This is a genomic window from Candidatus Venteria ishoeyi (assembly GCF_030378065.1).
GTDB lineage: Bacteria > Pseudomonadota > Gammaproteobacteria > Beggiatoales > Beggiatoaceae > Venteria > Venteria ishoeyi.
The window spans coordinates 1-23046 of the sequence record NZ_JAUCGJ010000050.1; the positions used below are offsets into that span (position 1 = coordinate 1).

Here is a 23046-nt window from a genome sequence, read left to right on the forward strand (position 1 = left end):
GCGTGACCTAATATATTTAAATTTTTAACGATGACATGTATCAATAATTTTATGTAATTATCTAAACCTACACTAAAATCAGGTGGTTTTCACTATTTTTTAGCTAAAAACCCGCTTTTTTACCAAACAGTTACAATTCGTTAAAAATAAATTTAATTGATATAAATTTTTTGGACAGAATCATGATTTTTAAATCAGTGGATGTCGTACATTTGTTAAAAGCCCCCGCACTGTGGATTTTCCTCACGGGTGCTTTATTGGCTTATTACGTCGGTGCTGAAGTCTCGCCGACCTGGGTCATGGAAACCGTCACCCTGGATGTTCAGGCCGATACGCAGGGTCGCTTGTTTTATGTGCAAAGAGGTTTGCCACAATACCTGCACAAGGTAAAAACAGAAACTGAAGCCGTGTTGACCACGCAGTCCTTAAAAAACTTTAGTGTGCAGGGTGAAAGACCGCCTTTACTCAAAGAGGTCATAAGCCACGATCAGCGCGTGGATGGGCAAACTCAGACACTTTATGAACAACGTCTTGCCAAACGTCATTGGGGTTTCTGGTCCTTGCTGCCGGCGCTGGTGGCGGTGTTGTTATGTTTTATTAGCAAAGAACCGGTAACGGCCTTGCTTGGCGGCATAGTTGCCGGGGCTTTTTTATTGGGTCGTTATGACCTTACCGAAGACGTGCTGGTACCGCAACTGGCAACCACTGGCGCGGCTGGGGTGTTGTTGCTGTATCTGTGGCTGTTGGGTGGTTTGATGGGTATCTGGAACCGCACTGGTGCAGCGCAGGCATTTGCTGAGTTTATGACCCGGCATGTGGTGCGCGGCCCACGCTCTGCAAAATTAACCGCCTGGATGCTGGGTGTGATTTTTTTCCAGGGCGGCACAGTCAGCGCGGTGGTGGTGGGTACCACGGTCAAACCCATTGCTGATAAAGAAAATATCAGCCATGAGGAACTGTCTTATATTGTTGATTCCACCTCCTCTCCGATTGCTTCACAACTGGCGTTTAATGCCTGGCCAGGTTATGTGCAGGCATTTATTTTTGTTGCCGGGGTGCCGTTTCTGCTCACGGAAGCGGATCGCATTACCTTTTTCTTTGCCAGCGTGCCTTTTTGTTTTTATGCCATTTTTGCGGTTTTAAGCACCTTTCTATTAAGTATCGATAAACTGCCGTTTACTTCCCGGCAAATGCGTGCAGCGATGATTCGCGCCAGAACCACTGGGCAATTAAACGCGCCCAACGCCAATCCCTTAAGTGCAAAAGAATTACAGGCCAGTAATGTGCCACCTGGTTATACCCCGCATGTCATTGAATTTTTTCTGCCTCTGGGGCTGCTGATTGTCGTTGCCGTGGGCACCTTTATCGCCTCCGGTTCACCGCAGGTGCGCTGGGCTTTTGGTCTGGCGTTTATCAGCGCCATGCTGCTGGCGATATTGCGGGGTATGAGTCTGCGTAATGTTATGGGTGGCGTGACTGATGGCATGAAAGGCGTGGTGCTGGGTTCGGTTATTCTGCTGTTGGCAATCACCATAGGAGGCATCAGCAAGGAAGCGGGCGGTGCGATTTATCTGGTTGAGCTGTTAGAAGGTAATCTTTCTTATTGGTTATTACCTGTGATTTTACAGTTGTTAACCATTATTATCGCATTTTCCACCGGCACCAGTTGGGGCACTTACGCGGTGGCTTTCCCTTTGGCTATGCCCTTAGCCTGGGCAGTGGCGCAAGCCAATGGCCTGGATCACCCGCAATTGTTTATGACGATTTGTTTTGCTGCGGTGATGGATGGCTCGGTATATGGCGACCAATGCTCGCCGATTTCTGATACCACGGTATTAAGCGCCACTTGTACCGGCTGTGATTTGATGGATCATGTTAAAACTCAGATACCCCATGCCACTATTGCCGCAGGTTTGGCGGCGATAGGCTGGACGCTGGTGACTTTGGTGTTTGTTTAATTCTCATTTAGAAATGCCTGAATCCTGAAAACCTTCCAGGTCTTTAAGACCTGGAAGGTTTAGTGTTTCCAGTAATTTTTATAACCCCCAGAAACACAATTTGTATTTTTATCCATTTTCTGTGTTCTTCTAGCAGTACCACAAAACCACTTTGGCCCTGTCATTTGCATCGGTCAATTGCAGTTGGTTTTGACCTAATGTCATAAAAACCAGTCACTTGCCCCCTTATATTGACCCTGTTTGCTGAACATATCCCGCCTCAGTTTCCTGTTATTCTTTACCCATCAAATGCACACAAGCCTGAGTCCTCAGTTAGCAAGAGATGGAAACAGTTTTCAGCGTCTTTAGCACTGCAAGGCACTTACATAGCGTTCAGGTAAATAAGCAGATTTGCCCAAATCATCTGCCGTATTTGATTTAAGGATTTCATTATTTCAATGAAACCACAGCTAAGGTAGGAAATAAAAATGTTATCACTCTACGAATGTGCACAGGAGATAAAAAAGGAAACGGGGTGGTCTCAAGAGCGTATTGGGGCAGAAACCGGATTGGGATTGAGCACGATTAGCCGGATTTTTCGTATTCCCGGTTATCGTGGCAATGAAATTTCAAAGGTTTTAATTGGCCAATTACACGATGAGGTCGTTCCTTCTCCTTTTCCCGCATATCTGGAAATTTTATTAAATCGTTATGAGGGTTTTCGGGAAAAACTCTCACACAAAGAATTTTCAGAATATCTGGATTCAACCGAAGTTTTGTTACTCAATCACCGAGCGTTCAGTGATGGTTCTCTGGAAGGTAGTCGTTTACGCTGGTTATTAGGTCATATTGAGTTTGATCGTGCATTTTATCTGCGCCGGGATCAAATCAATTCAACAGTGCGGGCTTTGGACTGGTATCAGCAGGCACTGGGTACGCTGGAAGATCATGCTGATCAAAAGTTACTGATACAACGTTATAAGTTACAGCAGTGCATGGTGTCTGCAAAATTTAATAGTTGCAAGCCAGGTACGCGAGCAGATGATCCCAGGATTCAGCAATGGTTAAGGGATATGGATTACTTAACCATCGTTGAAGCTGTGGTTAAAGAGGATAGCTGGAATTGGATTGCGGCAAGAAACGGACTGATTTCGGCATCTATTTTGCGTAATAGAGAAAAGTGCTTATTGTTCTGGAATGCAATGCGCAAGGTACATAAGCAATTTCACAATCCGGAATTCACACCGTCACGCGATCAGCTGGCAGTCGCCCATGACCCGGATTTAATTTGGTTTAGAACACATATCCTTCAGGGGTAATTTTCATGAAAAAATATTATATAACTGCCTTATTTGTTGCTACCGGCCTTTATGCCAGTACTGCAATCGCTTCTGATATGGGACGTGTCAGTCAACCGGAAAGAGACATTGCCCGTGATATGGGAAAGGTCAGCACACCGGTTGCTGTAAAAGTATCAGTACCTCTGATTCAGGTTAAGGGGTGAGATACACCGTCATCAAGTAAGTTAACATCACTGTAAGCTGCCTGGTAATTTGTCAGGCAAAATGCAAAAATCTTTTTTTGTGCTTTCAAGCACAAAAAAAGATTTTATGTCATATTTATAGATTTTCAGGTAAATAATATCCCATTACTGAATCATTGTTAAAAACTTGCCTGCACTCAATCTGGAAATTGAATATCTGAAAGTCTATAAATCAATGTGAGCGCCCAACGCTTTATTTTTTATTTCCACACATTGAAAACAGCCTGTATTGTTTTTTAAGTAGCTATACAGTGTTGTTGGAGGATAAGATCATGATTTTTTTAGATCGTATTAAAAAAATCAGAAAGCCCACGGCTTTTTTTGAGCTAAAACCCCTTTCTGCACAAAATAACCACAATGCCCGCTTAGCCTATTACCGGTTACGCCAAGTGACGGGGGACAAGTGTTCAGATACCACAAACATGTCCCATACGGTGATACCGCAAACTGTCAAACCGGCGTTACAGCATGAAAATCTGCCAAGTCAATGCTGTGATCATTATCATTTGCTGGGTGTCAGCCAAAATGCCAGCCCGATGCAGATACGCGAAGCGGCGCAGCAACAGCTGAATAAAATCCGTGCAGCCTATCAGGTGCTGAGCAATGGTCGCACCCGTCAATCTTATGACGCGCGTTTGAACCGGAAACCCACATGAGCAGAGATAAACCAGGGGCAGCCGCAAAATTACTGGCGGATAAGGTGGCTGAGCCTGGTGCTAAAATTGATATCCGGCATTACATCCAGCAACGCTTGCGCTATCAACAGCATTGGTATGAGCGTCAGGCGAGTAAAAATAAACGCAGTTTCATGCGTATACAAAGCATTATTATTTTTCTGAGCTTGCTGATCCCGATGGTGGTGGTGACAGAGCCGATAGTCACTTTATTTTTAAATGAGTGGATGCTCGCTTATAGCCAAATGGAACTACCCATGAGTTGGGCGAGTATTGCCACGGCTTTATTATCTTCTTTGATTGCCATGTTGGCAGGCATGGAGAAGTTACGACAACCACAAACCCATTGGTTTAATTATCGCGCCAATGAGGAAACCTTAAAAAAAGAGGAGTGGATGTTCCGTCTGCGGGTCGGCGCGTATGCCAATTTGCCACTGCAACGGGCCGAGCGACTTTTGGTTGAGCGGGTGGAAGGGGTGATTTCTTCAGATATTGCGCGCTTTGTTCAAAATGAATATAACGCTGTGGAGGAAGTGCTACCTAAAAAAGCCAAAGCGCCACAATTACGTACCAACCCGGCTAAAACCCGTTCGGCGGGTCATGCTAAACAGAAGGTTGAGCCAAAGATATTACGCCCTGCAACGACAGTGCGTAAACTCAGAGCCTAACTTTATTTGATGATGATCCTTGGTAATTATCAATCAGACGTGTATTGCCCAGCTTGGCAGCCACTAAAATAATCAAAGCGGCTGGGGATTCGACTTTATCAGGGCGTAATAAATCCTCAGCACGGCGGATGTCAAAATAATCCACCACAAAACCCTGTTGTGCCAGCTCTGTGCTGGCAGCCTGTTCCAATGCCTGATAATTACTGCCCTCTGACTGGAGTTGCTGTGCAGTTTTTTGTAATACCTGATACAGATAAGGTGCAATGTCGCGTTGTTGCTTACTGAGGTATTGATTGCGGGAGCTTTTTGCCAAACCATCATTATCACGAATAATCGGTAAGCCGATGATGTCAATGGGCAAAAATAAATCCTGCACCATCTGCCGTAAAATTAACCATTGCTGGTAATCTTTTTTACCAAACAAGGCAATATCTGGCCTGACTAGATTTAATAAACGCAGTACCACGCTAGTGACGCCAACAAAGTGCCCGGGGCGGATAGTGCCACATAAAATATCTCCAAGTTCCGGTACATCCACCCGCGTGGCACGTTCTTGGCCTTGTGGATACAAGCTATGAGTATCGGGCGCAAATACCGCATCCACGCCAGCTTCGCTTAAGGCGGCGCAATCGGCTTCAAAGGTCCGAGGATAACACCCAAAATCTTCATTGGGGCCAAACTGCAAAGGGTTGACAAAAATACTGACCACCACTTCATCCGCTTGTTGTTTGGCGGCTTCCACCAGAGATAAGTGGCCGGAGTGCAGATTGCCCATAGTGGGAACCAGTGCGCGTTTAGCGGATTGTTGTTGCAGATAACTTTGTAATAAGGGAATGTTATTTAATATTTTCATGGTTTATTTTTATGATACCTTTATCAATTACATTTAGAAGTCTGGCCCAATATTCAAATGCAAACGCCAGGGGCTGCTGGTCTTACTCAGGCCATAAGCAATATCCAGGCGTACCGGGCCTACCGGTGATTGCCAGCGTATGCCCGTGCCGATACCGGTTTTTAATTGCATCTTATTAAAGCGGTTAAACACATTGCCCATATCGACAAAAGCTGCGGCGCTCCATTGTTCCAGAAAACGGTATTCATATTCAATACTGCCCACCAGCATATGCTTGCCGCTGCCCAGGGTTTCATCGCCACCATTGATTTCCTCGTATTTATAACCACGCACGCTGTAATCGCCACCAGTGCGAAATTGTAGTTCCTTGGGTAAATCATTGGCATTAAATGTACCCAGAATGTCCAGGGTATCGACCTGGGTATAAGCAATATCACCGCGTAGCAGTAAGCGTGAGCGTGGTGCCAAGCGGCGTATCATGCGACCTTTAAGCCAGGCCTGAGTAAACGAAACATTAGAACCCCAGCCTTTTCTTGCGGCTTTTAAACGCAGCTCCAACTGTTGGCCTTTGCTTGCGCGCAGGCGTTGATCGGCCTGGGTATAACGCCAGTTCAGACCTGCGTATAACACCTTAAAATGGGGTCTGAGCGGGGACAGGCTGCCAATATCCGTGCCTTCCAGTTCTTCTAAAACCTCTTGCGTTGCAGCGGAAAATAACAAGGGCATTAAATTATACTTTTCTTCCAGATAGGTCAGGCTGAGTATTTCGGTTAAGGATAAACCTGCAACATGGCGCGGGTGATATTTCGCCAGGGTGATGGAACTATCAACCACACGGGTGCGCCCATCCAGCGTTTCGGTTCCATTAAACGGCATGTCTGAAGAATAAAAATCCTCACCCTTATAAGCCAGCGTGGTTTGTATATAATCCGTACGGTAATCTCCCAGCGGGATAATATAACTGAGATTGGCAATCTGGCGCTGACGGTTAAACGACCAACCCAGGCTGGGTACAAAACGGTGTCCATAATGGTTGAGATAACGGTAGTTCATATCCAGCAACACGCGCACCCCGGTATCCGTACCATACCCCACGCGCACCCGGTAACTGCGGCGGTTGCGGCGCTTGAGCTTGACAGCAATGTTCACCACCTGATTTTCGCGGTCACGCCGACTTTGCAGCTTGATGTCCTGAAAATAATCACTGCCACCTAAAGCACTGCGAAACTTCAGGAATTTTTCTGTGCTGTAAAATTCTTCAGGTTTAAAAGGTATCAGGGCTTCCAATAAGGCGGGTTGAAAATAATCCTGTAAAAACTTTACCTTGCCAAAGCGGTAACGCGCCCCGGTTTCCATGTGTAAAAATAAATCAACCTGATAACTGGGTTTATGCACTAAAACCCGGTGCTGGGTAAAATTGGCATCAAAATAACCGCGCTCCTCAGCCAAATCCTGTAAGTTTTTTTTCAGCAGATCATAGGGTTTATGGCGGAACACCTCTCCAATTTTGGGTGCCTGCTGTTGCAGCAGTTGCTGAAATGCAGCATCGTCTTTGCCTGCACCGGATAAATTGATTTCCACTATTTGCAATGTGACGGGTTTTCCCTGTTTTACTATAAATATGGCCTGCCAGGTTTTATTTTGTCCATCAGGTTCGCGCAGTTCAGTCTGGATTTGAGCATGATAAAAACCAAATGTCTGCAAGGCGCGGCTCAACTCTTTGGGCGCGGACTTAAACAGGCGTTTAATGCGAATGGCGGATAGCGTGTCCAGATTTTTTTGCTGCTCCAGAGACAGATAAGCCCTGGCATTATCCAGTAAGGGGCCGGAAATACCTTTGATTTCAACTTCCAGTGCAATACTGGGTTTTGCGGGTTTATTTTGTGCTGCCTCAGGTTTTTTTTCCAACGCCCAAAGCGGTGTTGCTATCCAGCCACACAGACAAAAAAAACCTGTCAACGCAAAGCGCTTCAGAATGGGGGAAAAATGTAGGCAGGTCGTTAACATGATAAAGGATGGTAGCAGAATTGCCATTTAAGGCAACTCACATTGTGTTTGCAGATAAAATCAATAAATGGTGAGCAAATTCCGTGATGGTTCAGTGCCACTTATCTTCCTTGTTTGCCTGCCTTGCAACCGACTCGTTCAGGCAGCGTATAAACCCGCTTAAATCCGCCAACCGCTCCCGCCACAAGGTCACTTTCTCCTCATCTGCCGTCAGTCGCGCAAAATAAGTGCTTACCACATTATCATCAAGCTGTTTACCTCACTTTCTTTCAAAGCCTGCGCTGGAAACAAGGTATACCAATGCTTAACCACTTCCTCGGCATCCCAGGTCAAACTCTGCTCATAATCCACATGTAGTAATAGTATTTTTTTCAAATTTAGGTGAGTGCCTCCTAATTTGTTTCATCCACTGTTCAAATTCCTGTATGATATTTTCCAGCATCATTTCCTTCCTGTCCTTATCTTCGCTAAAAGATTTAGGAGGGTTACGATGTTTTCACCAATTTTTCAGCCTGTCTAGGAGGCTGTCCGAGAATAGCAAAATCAACGATTTTGCTAAAATTAACTCATTACTTATCAATGAGTTAAAAATCCGATTTTTTGAAAAACTAAGTTCTCGGACAGTCTCCTAGAGTTCGATATTATATTTTGGGAATGCACCCGGCACGTAGGGGCTATAAAATAGACGTTAAGGAGCGAGAATTTTATAACTTCAGCAACTTGGCTGGTCTTTTTCTCCATTTTCTGCGTTCCGAAAACAGTTACATAGCTTGCTATGCGCCTGTTTTCACGCCTTGAAAATGAAAAAAAATCCTGCGCCCAGTTTCTGTATTTATTTTATCCTCACTCCTAAGGAAATTAAATTTGTTTGAACGAGAATATAATTTAATTTGTAGATGTGTTCGAGAAAAAAAGTATGTTATGACTCATCATGCGCTAGATGAAATGATTACCGATGACTTACATATTAGAGACATAGAAAATATCATACTCAATGGCTCAATTATTCGCAGTGAGCAAGATGCCAAAACTTTGGAAATAAAATATATTGTCTATGGGGTAAGTTGCGATGGTTTTGAAGCTGAGGTAGTTGCTAAAATCAAAAATCAGCTTGTAATTATTACGGTGTATTTATTATGAAAGATACAATTTGTCCTGTTTGTGGAGAAGCAGCCAAGATAAAACCCATTGCTAAAGCCTTTGGGCGTGGTGAAATGCTGTTAGTGGTTGAGGATATACCTTTAATTGTTTGCCGTCATTGCCATGAGCAATATATTACTGCTGAAACTTTGCATGAAATTGAACGCTTGCAACAAAATAAAATGCATCAAAAGCGTTTAATTCAAGTAGAAGATTTTGCAGCTTGACTGGATCGCCGATTCCCACTTCCCACTTGGGTGAAAAAATTGGAACGCTTCCATTTTTGTTGTTAATTACCTAAATCTTTACCACGAAAATGATAACGTCCCCTTTATTATTAAATTTAATCAGGAGAATAAAGTTTGCTAAACTTCCCAAAAAAGTTTACTGGTTCTTGTTGGTGGTCATATGAGCCTGTTCAAATTAAAAGAGCTATATATAGAAAAGAAAAGGAAATAGTCATTGAATTTGAAAGCGAAGATTACATTTATTTGGTTACTCTGCTTTCACAAGATGGTCGTATTTTTGAAGGTGAATTTTCTGCCACAAAAGGAAATGAACATGAAAAAGGAAAAGTTACTGGTAGGGTATACTGGGATGAAGCTGGTCCATTGCTAATTGGGAGTTGGCAAGAAGGTGGAAATGGAACATGGTTTGTCAGGCTTCATGAAGTCGAACATTTTGATGATGAGAACATTGATTAAGAAACTATTTTACCTCTATCCCAACGTCCAAGAAAATTAAGAAAATTAAGATAGCCATTGTGCGACAAGCGAAGCTTGTCATTTCTAACAGAGTGAAAGTCTCTGTCTGGTATAATCAAGTAATTGATTACAAGAAGGTCTAACCAACCACCAGTAGCGAGTGTTGCGCCTTTGGCGGAGCGTTGCAAGCGGTTAAGTCTGCTGCAAACGTGAACAAGGAAAATTAAGACAGCCATTAAAATATACCTAACACCAGTATTTCTGTTATCCTGTCCTAAACTTAAAACAGAGAGGCAAAGCCATGCCCATGCCACGCAAAGCACAAGTAAGCAAACACACCAACGGTCATTATCACTGCATCAGCCGCGCCGTGCGCCGTGCTTTTTTATGTGGTGTTGATAAGCAAAGTGGGTGTGATTACGAACATAGGCGGCAATGGATATTGGACAGGCTGGAACTGCTTGCCGGGCAGTTTTCAGTTGAGGTTTGCGCTTATGCCATTATGAGCAACCATTACCATTTGGTACTGCATGTGGATTATGAGCAGAGCTTGACCTGGGATGCTGAAGAAGTGGTCAAGCGTTGGTGTACTTTGTTTCCACCGCAGGCTTTAAAAGAAAGTGATGGTAAACAGTTTGATGATGAAGTAGTCAGCGCTTATTTTGCGCGGCTGGCGGCGGATGAGGAAAAGGTGGTCTTGTGGCGCGAGCGTCTGGCAGATTTAAGCTGGTTTATGCGCTGTCTGAATGAGCCAGTTGCACGGCAGGCCAATAATGAAGATAAGTGTACCGGGCGGTTTTGGGAAGGGCGTTTTAAATCTCAGGCTTTATTGGATGATGCCGCTTTGATTAGCTGCATGGCGTATGTTGACCTCAATCCGGTACGCACCGCCATTGCGCAAACCCCGGAAGATTCTGAATTTACTTCTTTTGCAGCAAGAGTTGAGACTGAAAAAAAATCATCCTCAAAATCACAAAGCCAATGGCTTTTACCTTTCGCTGAGACTAAAAAGACCGGGAAACTGCAAGCCACGCAGAATGCGCATGTTTGCCTGCCCATCAGCCAGGAAGAATATTTTGAACTGGTGGACTGGACCGGGCGTTGTATTCGTGATGGTAAACGTGGCGCTATTCCCGCGCATATTCAGCCTATTTTGCAACGTTTGGAAATCAAGCAAGATAACTGGATAGATGGCATACAATATTATGGTAATCATTTTTATAAGGTTGTTGGCATTATGCGCCATTTACTGGAAGAAACTGAAAGGCAGGGACAGAAATGGTTTAAGGGGCAAAGTGCTGCCCGATTATTATACCAATAACGCATATTTCCATTTTACATTGAACAATGTTTATGGCGTAAAAGTACCGCCATAGTTAACTTGTGGCTAATTTTTGGTTTTTTCATGCAATCAGGGTGTTTTTTCTGATTTATTTCTGAGTTTTAATAATTTGACTGGTTGAGGAAATTGGAATTTTAGTGTAGTTTTATATTTTTATTTTTTTGGATGTCTTAATTTTTCTAAACCAAAACCCACGCAAGCGGGTTTTTTTATGTCCAACCCCAAGCCCTCCCACCTCTCCAAAAACGGGGACTCCCCACATGTCCCCCAATGTCCCCGCCTGTCCCCTGAAAACCCTGTTCTTTTATACAGTACCTGCAAAAAAATTAATTAAGTCCCTGATTACAAAGCCAGGGGACACAGGGGACATATAAAAGTTATCAACAAAGAACCCTTGGGTAGCTATAGAGAGAGTACTTTTTTATTATTTTTTATATAGATAGGCCATTTTTGTGTTACTCATTGATATGTTATACACTGACTATTTTAGGGTTTTAGGTGTCCCTCGTGTCCCCTATGCTATGTTCCCTGGAAGGGAAAATTAAGACAGCCATTAAAATATACCTAACACCAGTATTTCTGTTATCCTGTCCTAAACTTAAAACAGAGAGGCAAAGCCATGCCCATGCCACGCAAAGCACAAGTAAGCAAACACACCAACGGTCATTATCACTGCATCAGCCGCGCCGTGCGCCGTGCTTTTTTATGTGGTGTTGATAAGCAAAGTGGGTGTGATTACGAACATAGGCGGCAATGGATATTGGACAGGCTGGAACTGCTTGCCGGGCAGTTTTCGGTTGAGGTTTGCGCTTATGCCATTATGAGCAACCATTACCATTTGGTACTGCATGTGGATTATGAGCAGAGCTTGACCTGGGATGCTGAAGAAGTGGTCAAGCGTTGGTGTACCTTGTTTCCACCGCAGGCTTTAAAAGAAAGTGATGGCGAACAGTTTGATGATGAAGTAGTCAGTGCTTATTTTGCGCGGCTGGCGGCGGATGAGGAAAAGGTAGTCTTGTGGCGCGAGCGTCTGGCAGATTTAAGCTGGTTTATGCGCTGTCTGAATGAGCCGGTTGCACGGCAGGCCAATAAGGAAGATAAGTGTACCGGGCGGTTTTGGGAAGGGCGTTTTAAATCTCAGGCTTTATTGGATGATGCCGCTTTGATTAGCTGCATGGCGTATGTTGACCTCAATCCGGTACGCGCTGCCATTGCGCAAACCCCGGAAGATTCTGAATTTACTTCTTTTGCAGCAAGAGTTGAGACTGAAAAAAAATTATCCTCAAAACCACAAAGCCAATGGCTTTTACCTTTTGCTGAGACTAAAAAAACCGGGAAACCTCAAGCCACGCAAAATACGCATGTTTGCCTGTCCATCAGCCAGGAAGAATATTTTGAACTGGTGGACTGGACCGGGCGTTGTATTCGTGATGGTAAACGTGGTGCTATTCCCGCGCATATTCAGCCTATTTTGCAACGTTTGGAAATTAAGCAAGATAACTGGATAGATGGCATACAACATTATGGTAATCATTTTTATAAGGTTGTTGGCATTATGCGCCATTTACTGGAAGAAACTGAAAGGCAGGGACAGAAATGGTTTAAGGGGCAAAGTGCTGCCCGATTGTTATACCAATAACGCATATTTCCATTTTACATTGAACAATGTTTATGGCGTAAAAGTACCGCCATAGTTAACTTGTGGCTAATTTTTGGTTTTTTCATGCAATCAGGGTGTTTTTTCTGATTTATTTCTGATTTATTTCTGAGTTTTAATAATTTGACTGGTTGAGGAAATTGGAATTTTAGTGTAGTTTTATATTTTTATTTTTTTGGATGTCTTAATTTTTTTTACCTTGGCGTAAAAGTACCGCCATAGTTAACTTGTGGCTGATTTTTGGTTTTTTCATGCAATCAGGGTGTTTTTTTTGATTTATTTCTGAGTTTTAATAATTTGACTGGTTGAGGAAATTGGAATTTTAGTGTAGTTTTATATTTTTATTTTTTTAGAATCTTGTCAGTCAGGATGTGCGCAAAGCACTGCTCGGGTTGAAAATGTTTCGATGCGCTTACCTGCTAACGAGGCTTATGTTCGAGTCCAATCATCAAACTGCAACTCAGGATGCAACCCTTGCAAGTCGTCAAATCCCAAGTCACCACTGATTAAAACGCTGCCCGTCACAATTGCAGTCGCTGCCAACATCAAATCCACATTATGCCGCCGCATTTGCCTGGCACCAAGCGTGCGTTGTGTTTGCAAAGCTTTCTTCAAATCACCGAACAATTCCGCGCCTTCCGGGAATAACGGCAGAAGCTCGAAGTCTTGCGGTGCTTGCCATATTTGTTTTCTCACCAATTCTTTCTTATCTTCCGGCGCATTTGCTAAACCATATCCCAACTCGTATAGAGTCAACACTGAAACATAAATCTCATCGCTTTCCGCCAGGCGTGCAAACCGATCCAGTATTGGGTCGTGGGCGGGTGCATCAGAATTGTAAAAATCCGATACGGTGTTGGAGTCAAGCAAGTAGTTCATGATTCATCATGCTTAAAAGCAAAGTTATCCTTGAACTCTTGCATATCACGTTTTAGCTGCACGGTATAATCACCCAATGCGATGGGATTTTCTTTAACCCGCCGGGCCAATCTGGCCCATTTCGAAGTGTTTTGTTGTGAGGCTTTCGGGATGGCTTGCGGCATGGTTTCAGCATGTATACGCCGAACGCTTTCCACCAGTCGCTCAATCAGTAACAGACGTTCATCAACAGGCAACTGTTCCGCTTGATGGAATAAACTTTCTATAGCTTGTGCGTTCATCAATTTATTTCCTTTTTGAGGTGTACTTCATTTGTCAGGTTCAAATCGAAATTCATGACAACTTTTGGCATTAATCACCTAAATCTTTACCACGAAAATTGTCCCCCTTATTGCCTTTATTGCTGGTTTTCGAAGCAGTGAGTGGGCTATGGTCTCAAGCAAAAATGAGGTTGAGGATTAACTGCTATTCAGCATTAGGCAGACGCAACAAGGGCTGACTCGCTTAAGGTGACAGCTAAACCCATCAATTTAACCCTAAGCGTACCCGCGCTTCAGCAAGCGAAACTTCGCGCCCGGCTTCTATATCCGCAAGTCCTTGGATAATGGTGCGCATAAATTCGATATTGGCTTCGGTACGTTGATAATCTTCCAAAGCTTGGATGACCGCCACACCTTCCCCGGCCTGAGTCAATACGACAGGTTGATGACTGTCGGCGGCGCGGCGAACCACCAGTGTCGGGTTGGTTTGAATGTCGGTTAAAGGCAAGGTGAGTTGCATGGTGTTTGTCCTCAGTTATTGAAACCACTGTACAAAAAACTAATAGCGCTTTCGCTTAGAATTTCAAATGCTTTCTTGTACAATTTAGCTGATTTTCACGAAATAATATACCCAAATTAGATTAGGCTGACGATAAGAAACCCAATAAGGCCGAATGTTGGGCTTCGCCAAAAAACGAAAAAATGGGAAAAACGGGGACACAGTCCCTGGAAGCTCCAGCTTCCACAAGCCATAATATTTTCACAAGGCCGCTTTGTTGCTCCCAGCCCTCTCCTGTATCAACGCCTCCAAAGCCGTCTGCCGCTGACTGGTATCCTGCTGCCTTATCGCCATAGACAATGCCTTTCTGGTACCCACAAACACCGCCAGTTGTTTTGCCCTGGTCAAGCCGGTGTAAATGAGGTTGCGGTAGAGCATATTAAAATGCTGGGTGAGGACGGGGATAATCACCGCTTTGAATTCCGAACCTTGTGATTTGTGGATGGTGATGGCGTAGGCCAGGTCAAGTTCCATGATGTCTTCTTTTTTGTAGTAGACCTCTCTGTTATCCGGGTAGAAGGAGACAATGGCCGTCAGGTCTTCGTTGTCGATTTGAGTGATTTTTCCAATATCACCGTTGAATACGTTGAGGTCGTAGTTGTTGCGGCGGTGGATGACTCTGTCGCCTTCTCGGAAGATTTTTTCTCCGACTTTGAGTTGGCTTTTGCCATTCATGGGGGGATTGGCGACTTGTTGTATGACTTTGTTCAGGTTGGCGGTGCCAAGGCTGCCACGGGTCATGGGGGTGAGAATTTGAATCTCGGTATCTTGCCCGTGATATTTGGGTATCCATTCCAGGTAGAGTTTGACCACGATGTCGATGGCGGACAGGCCGTAATGCAGCGATGACCAGGGGTGTACTTTTTTTAATACAGATTTTAGCGCATTCACCTGGTTTTCGGTTTTGTGTAGTTTTTCCAGGTCAACGTGTTTGAATTTATTGGGTACGATAAATTCCGCTTCGTAGGGGGAAGTAATGTCTTCCTGGATGCGGAATTTAAAAGGGCTGTCTTCAGCGGATGCCAGCGTTTCCAGTTCTGCGGTTTTCCAGTCGAAGTGGCGTTTTACGCGGGTGATAAAGCTGATTTGTTCTTTGCTGGCTTCGTCTGAGTCAAGAAAAAGGCAGTCTGTGCCATCCTGCCAGATGCTTGGTTTTTTAAAGGGTGAGTCTATGTAGGGGGTTTGGCCCTGATTAATCTGGTGAGCGTATTTGATAATCAGGGAGGCTTGCGCCTGACGAAAGACTTTGGTGAGGCGATAACAGGGAATCACGCCGGAGGCGATGATGTCTTTTATGACGTTGCCAGCGCCAACTGAGGGGAGTTGGTCGGGGTCGCCGATAAAGAGCACTTGGCAGTCCGGGGGGATCGCTTTGAGCAGGGATGCCGTCAGGCTGATGTCGAGCATGGAGCATTCGTCAACAATGAGGAAGTCGGCTTCCAGCGGCATTTCTTCATTTCTCTGAAATTCTCCATTTTTCCATTCGAGCAGGCGGTGTATGGTTTTGGCTTCTCTGCCAATGACTTCACTCATGCGCTGGGTGGCCCGCCCGGTTGGCGCTGCAAGCAGGACTTTTTTCTTCATCGCTTCCAGCAGCCGGACAATGACGAGGGTGGTGGTGGTTTTGCCGCAGCCGGGGCCGCCGGTGAGGATTGCAAATGGGTGTTGGACAACGCCTTTTACGCCATCGGCTTGTTCTTCACTGAGTGAGATTGATTTGTGCTGGCAGTAGCGGGTAATCCAGCTTGCGATTCTTTCCGGTTCAGTGTCTATGTCTTGTTTTATTTCCTGAAGTTTTTTGGCAACCGTGGCTTCGTCATAGAACAGGGTCTTGGAATAGTAGCAGGTATATTCGGTATCTTCTTTGCTGAGTTGGCGGGTTCTGAGCTGGTTGTCCTGCTGCATGAGTTCAAGGTAGGCGGGGAGTTGTTCGCCAAGGTTCATTTCAATCAGTTCGATGATTCCGGCGTTTATTTGTGCTTCGGTCAGAAAGCAGTGGCCTTGTTCCCGACTGGCGGCGAGGACGTGTTTAATTGCGGCAATCATGCGTTGCTGGCTGGTTTCCGACAGGCCGATGCTGAGGGCGACTTTGTCCGCCGAGAAGAAGCCGATGCCGTAAAAGTCATTGGCCAGACGGTAGGGGTCTTCGGTGACGGTGGCGATGGATTTGTCGCCGTATTCTTTGTAAATCCGCACGGCAAAGAGGGTGCTGATGCCATGCCCCTGGAGAAATATCATGACATTTCTGATGGCCCGGTGTTCAGTCCAGGCTTGTTCAATCATGGTAAGTTTCTTTTTGGCGATGCCGGCAACGTCAGTGAGCCTGTGAATCTCATTTTCAAATATTTCCAGGGTTTTGTCCTGAAAGTGTTTGACGATTTTCTTGGCGGTTTTGGGGCCGACGCCTTTAATCAGACCGGAACCCAGGTATTTTTCAATCGCCGCCGTTGTCGCCGGTCTTTTTTCAATGGCCTCAAGGGCTTTGAACTGGCGACCGTATTTGTGATCTATCGTCCAGGAACCACGAAATTCCATAGTAGCCCCGGCAAAGACTTTGGTTTGGTGGACGGTTACTGTTTCTTGTTGCTGCGGTGCGTTGAAGGGCTGCACACGCAGAACCGACCAGCCGGTGTCGGGGTTGTGGTAGGTGACTCGGTTGACAATGCCGGTGAGGGTTTCGGTGATGGTGTGCATGATGGCTTGGGTTTGGGAAGTTGCGTTAATGTTACACTGATGTAAGCTGATGCGCTATGTTGTGGTGTTTTTATATGACTTGGGCGGGTTATAACGCTTTCATCAAGTCCCTCTTGTTACCCATACGTGTCTTGCGTATACTTTTGTCATGAACAGTGTATTTGTCGAATCAAGCATCTTTGTGACAGCCGATCAAAAACGTTATTTGAAAGCATTTGTAGAGGTATGGCGCAATGAGCAGTCGTGATTTATTTGCAGAACTTAGCTCCGCACTGGCTGAAGCTAAAGCGCATTCAGAGGGTAAGGTGACGTTGCGGACTCACAAGGCAAGCGATGTCCATGACCTGAATATCACCCCATCAGAAATTGTGGGCATCCGTGAGCATTTCAATTTATCTCGCGGTGTTTTTGCTCAGCTTTTACACACCTCAGCACGAACGCTGGAGAACTGGGAACAGGGTCGTAGTGCACCAAATGGTCAGGCTGTAACACTATTAAAGCTAGTACAACGGTACCCGGAAACATTAGCGCATATTGCCGAGTTATAACATTCTGGTGCAGGTTACAAACCTGCACTGGAACGCAGCAAAGTGTATTTTTTACCCGCTATAGATTTTCAGGTCAATGTTTTACGGATACCCCCCCTTCGGAGGGGTGTTATCCGTTGGCTCTTCGAGAAATTCTTTACCTGAAAATCTATATATCGTATGGGGCGTAAGGCTGGAAAGATTATGTTTTAAGGGTTCAGGCTTGCCGATGCCGGTGGTGGGATTATCACGCGGCATTTCTTTTAGGAGTGAGGATGAAATAAATACAGAAACTGGGCGCAGGATTTTTATTCATTTTCAAGGCGTGAAAACAGGCGCATAGCAAGCTATGTAACTGTTTTCACAACGTAGAAAATGGAGAAAAAGACCAGCCAGGTTGCTGAAGTTGTAAAATTCTCACTCCTTAATACGTGGCAAAGTGCCTTGTGTAGTTTTTTATCTCTCTCCCTGAGTGCTTCGTAAACCGACCAGGTATTGCCTTCAAATACCAGTGATTTCATCGATTTCCCCGGCTGTTGGTTTATATCCATTGTTATTGCTATGGGTTTTCATGGAAGCGGCTATTTGTTTCATTAAATCACTGTTTTGCAGGACGTAGAGCGTTTCCTGTTCACGCTCCCAGTCATTGGCGCTCACCACAACAAAATCTTCCCCGGCGCGGCGCGTGACTTTAATCGGTATATGTTGATTAACGACCTGTTCCACAAAGCTTTTCAAATTGTCTCTAAATTTGTTGACGCTCGGGGGATGCTAACGGATTCGGAAAAAAGTAGCGTTTGCAGGAAAATAAATTATACTTTCAGGGATAAACAGTTAAGCTTCTTATGAAATTCCCGCTCCAAAGAAATATTATGACGCTAAAACGAAAATTAATCAGTTTTGACTGGGCAATTAAAAAAGTCCTCCGTAGTAAAGCTAATTTTGGCATTCTTGAAGGCTTTCTCAGCGAATTGTTGTTCACTGATATCACCATTCTCGAAGTGCTGGAAAGTGAAGCGAACAAAGAGACTTCAGAAGAAAAATACAACCGGGTAGATATCAAGGTAAGAGATGCCAAAGGTAAAATCCTGATTATCGAAGTGCAATATTCGCGGGAAATGGACTATTTTCAGCGTATTTTATATGGTGCTTGCAAGGTCATCACTGAACATCTTCCAGAAGGTGCTGCCTATGCCGATGTTACAAAAATCATTTCGGTGAATATTTTATACCATGAGTTAGGCACAGGAGATGATTATATCTACCATGGTACAACGCATTTTATCGGTTTGCATAAACACACTGAGCTAGCACTTAGTAAAGCCCAGCAAAAACTCTACCCGGCTGAACAAATTGCAGATTTATACCCTGAATATTATTTAATTAATGTTAAAAATTTTGATGATATTGCTAAAGATCGGCTGGATGAATGGGTTTATTTTCTGAAGAATGAAGAGATTAAGGATAATTTTAAGGCAAAAGGCTTACAAGAGGCCAAACAAAAACTGGATGTTTTGAAAATGAATCCAAGTGATCGTCAGGACTATGAGTTGTATCAGACTAAACTCCATCATGATGCCAGTATTTATCAGTCCACCTATGTGCTTGGTCAAATAAATGGGATTGAGCAAGGGATTGAGCAGGAGCGAGCCAAAAACCAGCTTGAAAAACTTGCAATGGCTAAAAAGATGCAACAACAAGGTATGGCAATTGAAACTATTGCTGAATTAACCGGACTTTCAAAAGCAGAAATTGCTAACATCTCTTAATACAACAGAGTGGCCCACAATAATATTCATCTGGGAACCGATATGAAAAGTTTTCTGACACCACTTAAAGCCTTGCGTCAATTAGCCAGAGATCCAGTGACGCTACCGATAGAACCGCGCCCTGCTGCGCCCAATTATCGAGGCTTCCATGTCAATGATTGGGATGCCTGTATCGGCTGTGGCACTTGTGAAAGCATTTGTGATAACAAGGCCATTCATATGGTGGATATTAAAGGGCTGCCGGAAAATCCGGTGCAGGGCATTAAAGCCCTGCGTCCGGCGATTGATTACGGACGCTGCTGCTGGTGTAGCCTGTGCGTGGATATTTGTCCTAGCGGTTCTTTGGCCTTGTCGCGGGAATATGTGCATATTGATCAGGATTTGGACAGCTTTTTTATCCTGCCCGATGAAAAAGGCATACACGGTTTGGATTATCCCAAAGGCTGGTCAAAATCTGATGATGCAGATTTACTGGACTTGAAACGTCAGGCCATGCCGGAAATGACAGCCGATGTCCGCATTGACTCCTTTGCAGAAATTGTTGAAGGTTTCACTAAACAAACTGCTGTGTTTGAAGCTTCACGCTGCATACAATGCGGCATGTGCCACGATGCCTGCCCCGCGCATATGGATGTGCCGGAATATATTCGCGCCATCTGGGAAGGTGATGCGGAAGAAGCCGTGCGCCAGATTTATAAAACCAACCCGCTGGCCCATGTTTGCGGGCGCGTGTGTACCCATCGCTGTGAAACGGCCTGTTCCATCAGCGTGCGCGGTGAAGCGGTCAGTATTCGCTGGCTGAAACGTTATGCGATGGACTCGGTTTCCCATGAAGTGGTAAAAAAAATTGCTACTGAAGGCAAGGCCGAGCAAAGCAGCGGCAAACGGGTTGCAATCATTGGCTCCGGCCCCGCTGGTTTGACTGCCGCTTATGATTTGGCGCGCGCAGGCCATGCCGTCACCCTGTTTGAAGCCTTTGCCAAACCGGGTGGCATGATGCGCTGGGGCATTCCTGAGTACCGCCTGCCTTATGAGCGCCTGGATGAAGATGTCGCGGTGATTGAAGCCATGGGCGTGGACATCCGCTGCAACAGCGCAGTTGGTGACAAGATACAAATGGCGGAACTGGAACGGGACTATGACGCGGTTATGCTGGGCATTGGTCTGCACGGCGGTCGTTCCACCCGCATTCCCGGCTCTGAACATGCGGACGTGTATTCTGCGGTAGATTTATTACACCGCATTACCGGAAAACAGGACTTTGAACTACCAAAATCAGCCGTGGTGATTGGCGGTGGTAATGTGGCGTTTGACATTGCTCGCTCTTTGGCACGTTTACAAAAACAGGCTTTTAATCAGGTGGATGTCACCATCACCGCACTGGAGCCTGAAGATAAGATGCTGGCGGATCCGGCAGAAGTGCGGGAAGCAGAGGAAGAAGGCGTTATTTTATATAACAGCCGTGGCCCCCGGGTTTGCACTATTGAACAAGACCAGCTTACCGGCTTGGAAACCGTGCATTGCGTGTCAATTTTTGATGAGCAGGGGCGTTTCCATCCACAATATGATGAAGAAAATATTATTGTGCATGATGCGGAAATGGTGGTGGAAGCAATTGGTCAGGTGGCGCAGACTGATTTTCTGGGTGAAGATTTGATTGAGCGGCTGGAATGGGATCAGCGCGGTCGTCCTGTTATCAATAATAATGGACAGACTTCCGAGCCTTGGTTATGGGCGGCGGGGGATATGGTTAAAGGCCCGGACGTGATTCACGCCATTGCCGGTGGGCATCAGGTTGCCGCCAGTATTCATGCCTGTTTGCAAGCCAGTATCAATGGTTTAAAAGGAGTATCCTCATGAGTGATATAAACCCGGAAGGCAGTGGTTATGAGCAGTTAAAAGCACGACAAACACTGGCAGAAGTGTTGGAAACCGTATTAAGTTTTGAGCAAACCGCTTATGCTTTTTACAGCGCCTTAACCGAAAAAGTCAGTAAGCGCCTGCGCCCACTGGTTAAAGAACTGGCTGAGGAAGAGCAGCAACACTGCCTGTTGTTTGAGGATTTGAAAAATAATCCCGCAGTGCGCGCAGTGATTGCGCAACGTATTAAAACGCCAGAAAATGATCATAAATTTTCAGATTACATCCACATGCCGGAACTGGATGAAAATCCCGATGATCAAAGCATCCTGCAATATGCCATTGGTCGCGAACATGCGGCGATGGAACAATATGACGGGCTGGCGCAGGAATCTCCAAATGCAGTTTTAAAAGACACTTTTACCTGGCTGGCACAGGAAGAATTGGCGCATAAAAAAGAACTGGAAAAACGTTATTATCAATTGGTGTATTTATCTCATGAGTAAAATTGGCAGAAATTCGCCCTGTCCTTGTGGCAGTGGCAAGAAGTACAAAAAATGTTGTCTGGGTCGGGACGAGGAAAAACAACAGCTGGAAAATAACCCCGACAGCCTGTTTGAAGAGGTGCCGGAAGAAGAGGTGCCGGAAGAAGATGAGTGGACAGATGATTGGGAGGACGACTGGGAAGATCATGGGGAAGATGATGATGAGGAGGAGGTGGGTGATGCTGACGAAAAAACAGCGCATTCGCCACAGCAAACGGTTAATCTTAAAAAAGTTGATAAGAGCACCCCTGAGATTGATGAAGACCAGCAACAAATTGTTGACCAATGGTGGGCGCAGCTTGAGGACTATGATGACCCGGAAGCCCAGATAAAACATCTGGAAAGCTTCATGAATCAGCATCCAGCATTACTGGAAAATCTGGAGCCGGTAGAAATGTTACTGGATCTTGAACCTGCATTATCCAAGCAGGGTAAAGTCGAGACTTATATCGCTGCTTTAGAACGCTTGAATCTTGAGTTTCCAAAAGTTTACCTAAAAGAATTTGCTTATCTGGATCCAACGATGATTCAGTACCTGGTCACGCAGCAACGTTTTGATGAGGTTCCTGCTTACCTGGAGCGGTTTAAGGAATATGGTGCCAGTGAGGTTGATATGCTGTTCCCCTTGCTGGAATTTCTCCGAGCCAACGATTGTACGGATTGGGTCGCGGACGTGACGCACGCAACCTATGATGCCGTGACACATTCCTCAGAAATCTTCAATGGCGACTCCATTTTGGAACCTTTGTTGATGACTTATTATGCGCCTTATCTGGATAAGGCTTATGCAGCAGCGGATTTACGCGAGCTAAGTCATACCCTGGGACAATTAAATATTGATTTTAAGGATGGCTTTCTGGAACCGGAAGGTCTGGAACAGTATTTTCAGGATATCCTGGAACCTCTGGATGCAGCCTTTTTTAATACGTTCGCTAGTGAAGACAACATTTATGTTTATTACGCCCGCGTTGAACAGAATTTCATGGGTTATTTACACCGTGAAAAAGGCATCGGCTGGATTAAGGCGGAATATTACCAGGAACTGGTACAGCGCTATATCAATACGATTACCCCTGATGGCAAACGCCCGAAACACCCCTTTATTTTTACCAAAACACTGACTGAGCAAACCATCTCCAAGACTTGTAAGGATCTCTTTTCTCTGGATGTAACCCGCAGCTTATCCATGTTCAGCGCCTTGTATTGGTTTGCCGAATATCTAGCGCAGTACAATGCCATACGCGAAGATGAGTGTGCGGATATTCAATCCTGGTTAAGAGAATGGCGCGATCAACTGTGGCCGGAGTTTTTGAAATCTGATATTGCTGCAACTGCATTTCAGGACTTTCCCTAAGAGGTTGTCCGAGAATAGCAAAATCAGTGATTTCTCTAAAATTAACTCATTACTTATCAATGAGTTAAGATTTT

22 protein-coding genes and 1 pseudogene are annotated in these 23046 nt (G+C 45.0%); 15 read left to right on the forward strand and 8 right to left on the reverse strand.

Going from position 1 to position 23046, the window contains the following annotated elements; translation table 11 throughout:
- Positions 1–182 precede the first annotated feature (182 nt).
- The 5 genes from QUF61_RS14650 to QUF61_RS14670 all read left to right on the forward strand — a co-directional run bounded on the left by QUF61_RS14650 (position 183) and on the right by QUF61_RS14670 (position 4822).
- Positions 183–1958 (forward strand): Na+/H+ antiporter NhaC family protein, encoded by a 1776-nt coding sequence (locus QUF61_RS14650; protein ID WP_289682359.1) that lies wholly within the window; start codon positions 183–185, stop codon positions 1956–1958.
- A gap of 467 nt (positions 1959–2425) precedes the next feature.
- Positions 2426–3256, forward strand: a complete 831-nt coding sequence (locus QUF61_RS14655) for a hypothetical protein (RefSeq protein WP_103918852.1) — start codon at positions 2426–2428, stop codon at positions 3254–3256.
- A 5-nt stretch (positions 3257–3261) separates the two neighbouring features.
- Positions 3262–3441 (forward strand): hypothetical protein, encoded by a 180-nt coding sequence (locus QUF61_RS14660; protein WP_103918853.1) that lies wholly within the window; start codon positions 3262–3264, stop codon positions 3439–3441.
- Positions 3442–3752: 311 nt separating this feature from the next.
- A complete protein-coding gene (locus QUF61_RS14665; protein WP_103918854.1) occupies positions 3753–4136 on the forward strand; it encodes a J domain-containing protein in 384 nt (127 codons plus the stop codon).
- Positions 4133–4822 carry a DUF4231 domain-containing protein gene (locus QUF61_RS14670; protein WP_103918855.1) on the forward strand — a complete coding sequence of 230 codons (690 nt, stop codon included), beginning with the start codon at positions 4133–4135 and terminating at the stop codon, positions 4820–4822. The genes QUF61_RS14665 and QUF61_RS14670 overlap by 4 nt, the downstream gene beginning before the upstream one ends.
- Here QUF61_RS14670 and panC read toward each other — a convergent pair.
- The 3 genes from panC to QUF61_RS14685 all read right to left on the reverse strand — a co-directional run bounded on the left by panC (position 4812) and on the right by QUF61_RS14685 (position 8057).
- Positions 4812–5675 (reverse strand): pantoate--beta-alanine ligase, encoded by an 864-nt coding sequence (gene panC / locus QUF61_RS14675; protein WP_103918856.1) that lies wholly within the window; start codon positions 5673–5675, stop codon positions 4812–4814. The two genes, QUF61_RS14670 and panC, sit on opposite strands and share 11 nt — an antisense overlap.
- 33 nt (positions 5676–5708) lie before the next feature.
- Positions 5709–7682, reverse strand: a complete 1974-nt coding sequence (locus tag QUF61_RS14680) for an autotransporter assembly complex protein TamA (protein WP_289682362.1) — start codon at positions 7680–7682, stop codon at positions 5709–5711.
- A 231-nt stretch (positions 7683–7913) separates the two neighbouring features.
- Complete coding sequence (locus tag QUF61_RS14685; RefSeq protein ID WP_289682363.1) at positions 7914–8057, reverse strand: hypothetical protein; 144 nt, start codon at positions 8055–8057, stop codon at positions 7914–7916.
- A gap of 489 nt (positions 8058–8546) precedes the next feature.
- On the opposite strand from QUF61_RS14685, the gene QUF61_RS14690 reads away from it, so the two are divergent.
- The 5 genes from QUF61_RS14690 to QUF61_RS14710 all read left to right on the forward strand — a co-directional run bounded on the left by QUF61_RS14690 (position 8547) and on the right by QUF61_RS14710 (position 12507).
- Positions 8547–8822, forward strand: a complete 276-nt coding sequence (locus tag QUF61_RS14690; protein ID WP_289682365.1) for a DUF4258 domain-containing protein — start codon at positions 8547–8549, stop codon at positions 8820–8822.
- Positions 8819–9049, forward strand: a complete 231-nt coding sequence (locus QUF61_RS14695) for a YgiT-type zinc finger protein (RefSeq protein ID WP_103918860.1) — start codon at positions 8819–8821, stop codon at positions 9047–9049. The genes QUF61_RS14690 and QUF61_RS14695 overlap by 4 nt, the downstream gene beginning before the upstream one ends.
- Positions 9050–9184: 135 nt before the next feature.
- On the forward strand, positions 9185–9526 hold the full coding sequence (locus tag QUF61_RS14700) for a hypothetical protein (protein ID WP_103918861.1): 342 nt from the start codon (positions 9185–9187) through the stop codon (positions 9524–9526).
- A gap of 301 nt (positions 9527–9827) precedes the next feature.
- Positions 9828–10847: a hypothetical protein gene (locus QUF61_RS14705; protein WP_289682368.1), complete on the forward strand. Its 1020-nt coding sequence runs from the start codon at positions 9828–9830 to the stop codon at positions 10845–10847.
- A gap of 640 nt (positions 10848–11487) precedes the next feature.
- The gene (locus QUF61_RS14710; protein WP_289682370.1) at positions 11488–12507 is read left to right on the forward strand and encodes a hypothetical protein; all 1020 of its coding nucleotides are present in this window, start codon (positions 11488–11490) and stop codon (positions 12505–12507) included.
- Between the two features lie 447 nt (positions 12508–12954).
- Here QUF61_RS14710 and QUF61_RS14715 read toward each other — a convergent pair whose 3' ends face one another.
- The 4 genes from QUF61_RS14715 to recD2 form a co-directional block, all read right to left on the reverse strand.
- Complete coding sequence (locus tag QUF61_RS14715; RefSeq protein WP_103919703.1) at positions 12955–13404, reverse strand: type II toxin-antitoxin system VapC family toxin; 450 nt, start codon at positions 13402–13404, stop codon at positions 12955–12957.
- Positions 13401–13685, reverse strand: a complete 285-nt coding sequence (locus tag QUF61_RS14720) for a hypothetical protein (RefSeq protein ID WP_103919702.1) — start codon at positions 13683–13685, stop codon at positions 13401–13403. The genes QUF61_RS14715 and QUF61_RS14720 overlap by 4 nt, the downstream gene beginning before the upstream one ends.
- A gap of 244 nt (positions 13686–13929) precedes the next feature.
- Positions 13930–14184, reverse strand: a complete 255-nt coding sequence (locus QUF61_RS14725) for a type II toxin-antitoxin system Phd/YefM family antitoxin (protein WP_289682372.1) — start codon at positions 14182–14184, stop codon at positions 13930–13932.
- 240 nt (positions 14185–14424) lie between these two features.
- Complete coding sequence (gene recD2 / locus QUF61_RS14730; protein WP_289682373.1) at positions 14425–16917, reverse strand: SF1B family DNA helicase RecD2; 2493 nt, start codon at positions 16915–16917, stop codon at positions 14425–14427.
- A 233-nt stretch (positions 16918–17150) separates the two neighbouring features.
- Here recD2 and QUF61_RS14735 point away from each other — a divergent pair, with 233 nt between their 5' ends.
- On the forward strand, positions 17151–17465 hold the full coding sequence (locus QUF61_RS14735; protein ID WP_289682374.1) for a helix-turn-helix domain-containing protein: 315 nt from the start codon (positions 17151–17153) through the stop codon (positions 17463–17465).
- 480 nt (positions 17466–17945) lie between these two features.
- On the opposite strand, the pseudogene QUF61_RS14745 reads toward QUF61_RS14735, so the two are convergent.
- Positions 17946–18194 (reverse strand): annotated as a pseudogene (locus QUF61_RS14745) (type II toxin-antitoxin system Phd/YefM family antitoxin); the annotation flags it as partial.
- Positions 18195–18316: 122 nt separating this feature from the next.
- On the opposite strand from QUF61_RS14745, the gene QUF61_RS14750 reads away from it, so the two are divergent.
- Genes QUF61_RS14750 through QUF61_RS14765 form a run of 4 tightly spaced genes read left to right on the forward strand, consistent with a single transcriptional unit; the run spans position 18317 to position 22972 of the window.
- Positions 18317–19213: an Rpn family recombination-promoting nuclease/putative transposase gene (locus tag QUF61_RS14750; RefSeq protein WP_289682375.1), complete on the forward strand. Its 897-nt coding sequence runs from the start codon at positions 18317–18319 to the stop codon at positions 19211–19213.
- 42 nt (positions 19214–19255) lie between these two features.
- A complete protein-coding gene (locus tag QUF61_RS14755) occupies positions 19256–21073 on the forward strand; it encodes an FAD-dependent oxidoreductase (RefSeq protein WP_289682376.1) in 1818 nt (605 codons plus the stop codon).
- Positions 21070–21579, forward strand: coding sequence for a ferritin family protein (locus QUF61_RS14760; protein WP_289682377.1), 510 nt, complete (start codon positions 21070–21072; stop codon positions 21577–21579). The genes QUF61_RS14755 and QUF61_RS14760 overlap by 4 nt, the downstream gene beginning before the upstream one ends.
- Positions 21572–22972 (forward strand): YecA family protein, encoded by a 1401-nt coding sequence (locus tag QUF61_RS14765; protein WP_289682378.1) that lies wholly within the window; start codon positions 21572–21574, stop codon positions 22970–22972. The genes QUF61_RS14760 and QUF61_RS14765 overlap by 8 nt, the downstream gene beginning before the upstream one ends.
- Positions 22973–23046: the final 74 nt, after the last annotated feature.

What these genes read in the sequence shown, in the direction of transcription:
- QUF61_RS14715 (WP_103919703.1), bottom strand. Translation starts at nt 13,404, where the DNA reads ATGAACTACTTGCTTGACTCCAACACCGTATCGGATTTTTACAATTCT.
- QUF61_RS14660 (WP_103918853.1), top strand. Translation starts at nt 3,262, where the DNA reads ATGAAAAAATATTATATAACTGCCTTATTTGTTGCTACCGGCCTTTAT.
- QUF61_RS14710 (WP_289682370.1), top strand. Translation starts at nt 11,488, where the DNA reads ATGCCCATGCCACGCAAAGCACAAGTAAGCAAACACACCAACGGTCAT.
- QUF61_RS14725 (WP_289682372.1), bottom strand. Translation starts at nt 14,184, where the DNA reads ATGCAACTCACCTTGCCTTTAACCGACATTCAAACCAACCCGACACTG.
- QUF61_RS14665 (WP_103918854.1), top strand. Translation starts at nt 3,753, where the DNA reads ATGATTTTTTTAGATCGTATTAAAAAAATCAGAAAGCCCACGGCTTTT.
- QUF61_RS14680 (WP_289682362.1), bottom strand. Translation starts at nt 7,682, where the DNA reads ATGTTAACGACCTGCCTACATTTTTCCCCCATTCTGAAGCGCTTTGCG.
- QUF61_RS14655 (WP_103918852.1), top strand. Translation starts at nt 2,426, where the DNA reads ATGTTATCACTCTACGAATGTGCACAGGAGATAAAAAAGGAAACGGGG.
- QUF61_RS14670 (WP_103918855.1), top strand. Translation starts at nt 4,133, where the DNA reads ATGAGCAGAGATAAACCAGGGGCAGCCGCAAAATTACTGGCGGATAAG.
- QUF61_RS14750 (WP_289682375.1), top strand. Translation starts at nt 18,317, where the DNA reads ATGACGCTAAAACGAAAATTAATCAGTTTTGACTGGGCAATTAAAAAA.
- QUF61_RS14720 (WP_103919702.1), bottom strand. Translation starts at nt 13,685, where the DNA reads ATGAACGCACAAGCTATAGAAAGTTTATTCCATCAAGCGGAACAGTTG.
- recD2 (WP_289682373.1), bottom strand. Translation starts at nt 16,917, where the DNA reads ATGCACACCATCACCGAAACCCTCACCGGCATTGTCAACCGAGTCACC.
- QUF61_RS14765 (WP_289682378.1), top strand. Translation starts at nt 21,572, where the DNA reads ATGAGTAAAATTGGCAGAAATTCGCCCTGTCCTTGTGGCAGTGGCAAG.
- QUF61_RS14695 (WP_103918860.1), top strand. Translation starts at nt 8,819, where the DNA reads ATGAAAGATACAATTTGTCCTGTTTGTGGAGAAGCAGCCAAGATAAAA.
- QUF61_RS14650 (WP_289682359.1), top strand. Translation starts at nt 183, where the DNA reads ATGATTTTTAAATCAGTGGATGTCGTACATTTGTTAAAAGCCCCCGCA.
- QUF61_RS14705 (WP_289682368.1), top strand. Translation starts at nt 9,828, where the DNA reads ATGCCCATGCCACGCAAAGCACAAGTAAGCAAACACACCAACGGTCAT.
- panC (WP_103918856.1), bottom strand. Translation starts at nt 5,675, where the DNA reads ATGAAAATATTAAATAACATTCCCTTATTACAAAGTTATCTGCAACAA.
- QUF61_RS14735 (WP_289682374.1), top strand. Translation starts at nt 17,151, where the DNA reads ATGAGCAGTCGTGATTTATTTGCAGAACTTAGCTCCGCACTGGCTGAA.
- QUF61_RS14755 (WP_289682376.1), top strand. Translation starts at nt 19,256, where the DNA reads ATGAAAAGTTTTCTGACACCACTTAAAGCCTTGCGTCAATTAGCCAGA.
- QUF61_RS14760 (WP_289682377.1), top strand. Translation starts at nt 21,070, where the DNA reads ATGAGTGATATAAACCCGGAAGGCAGTGGTTATGAGCAGTTAAAAGCA.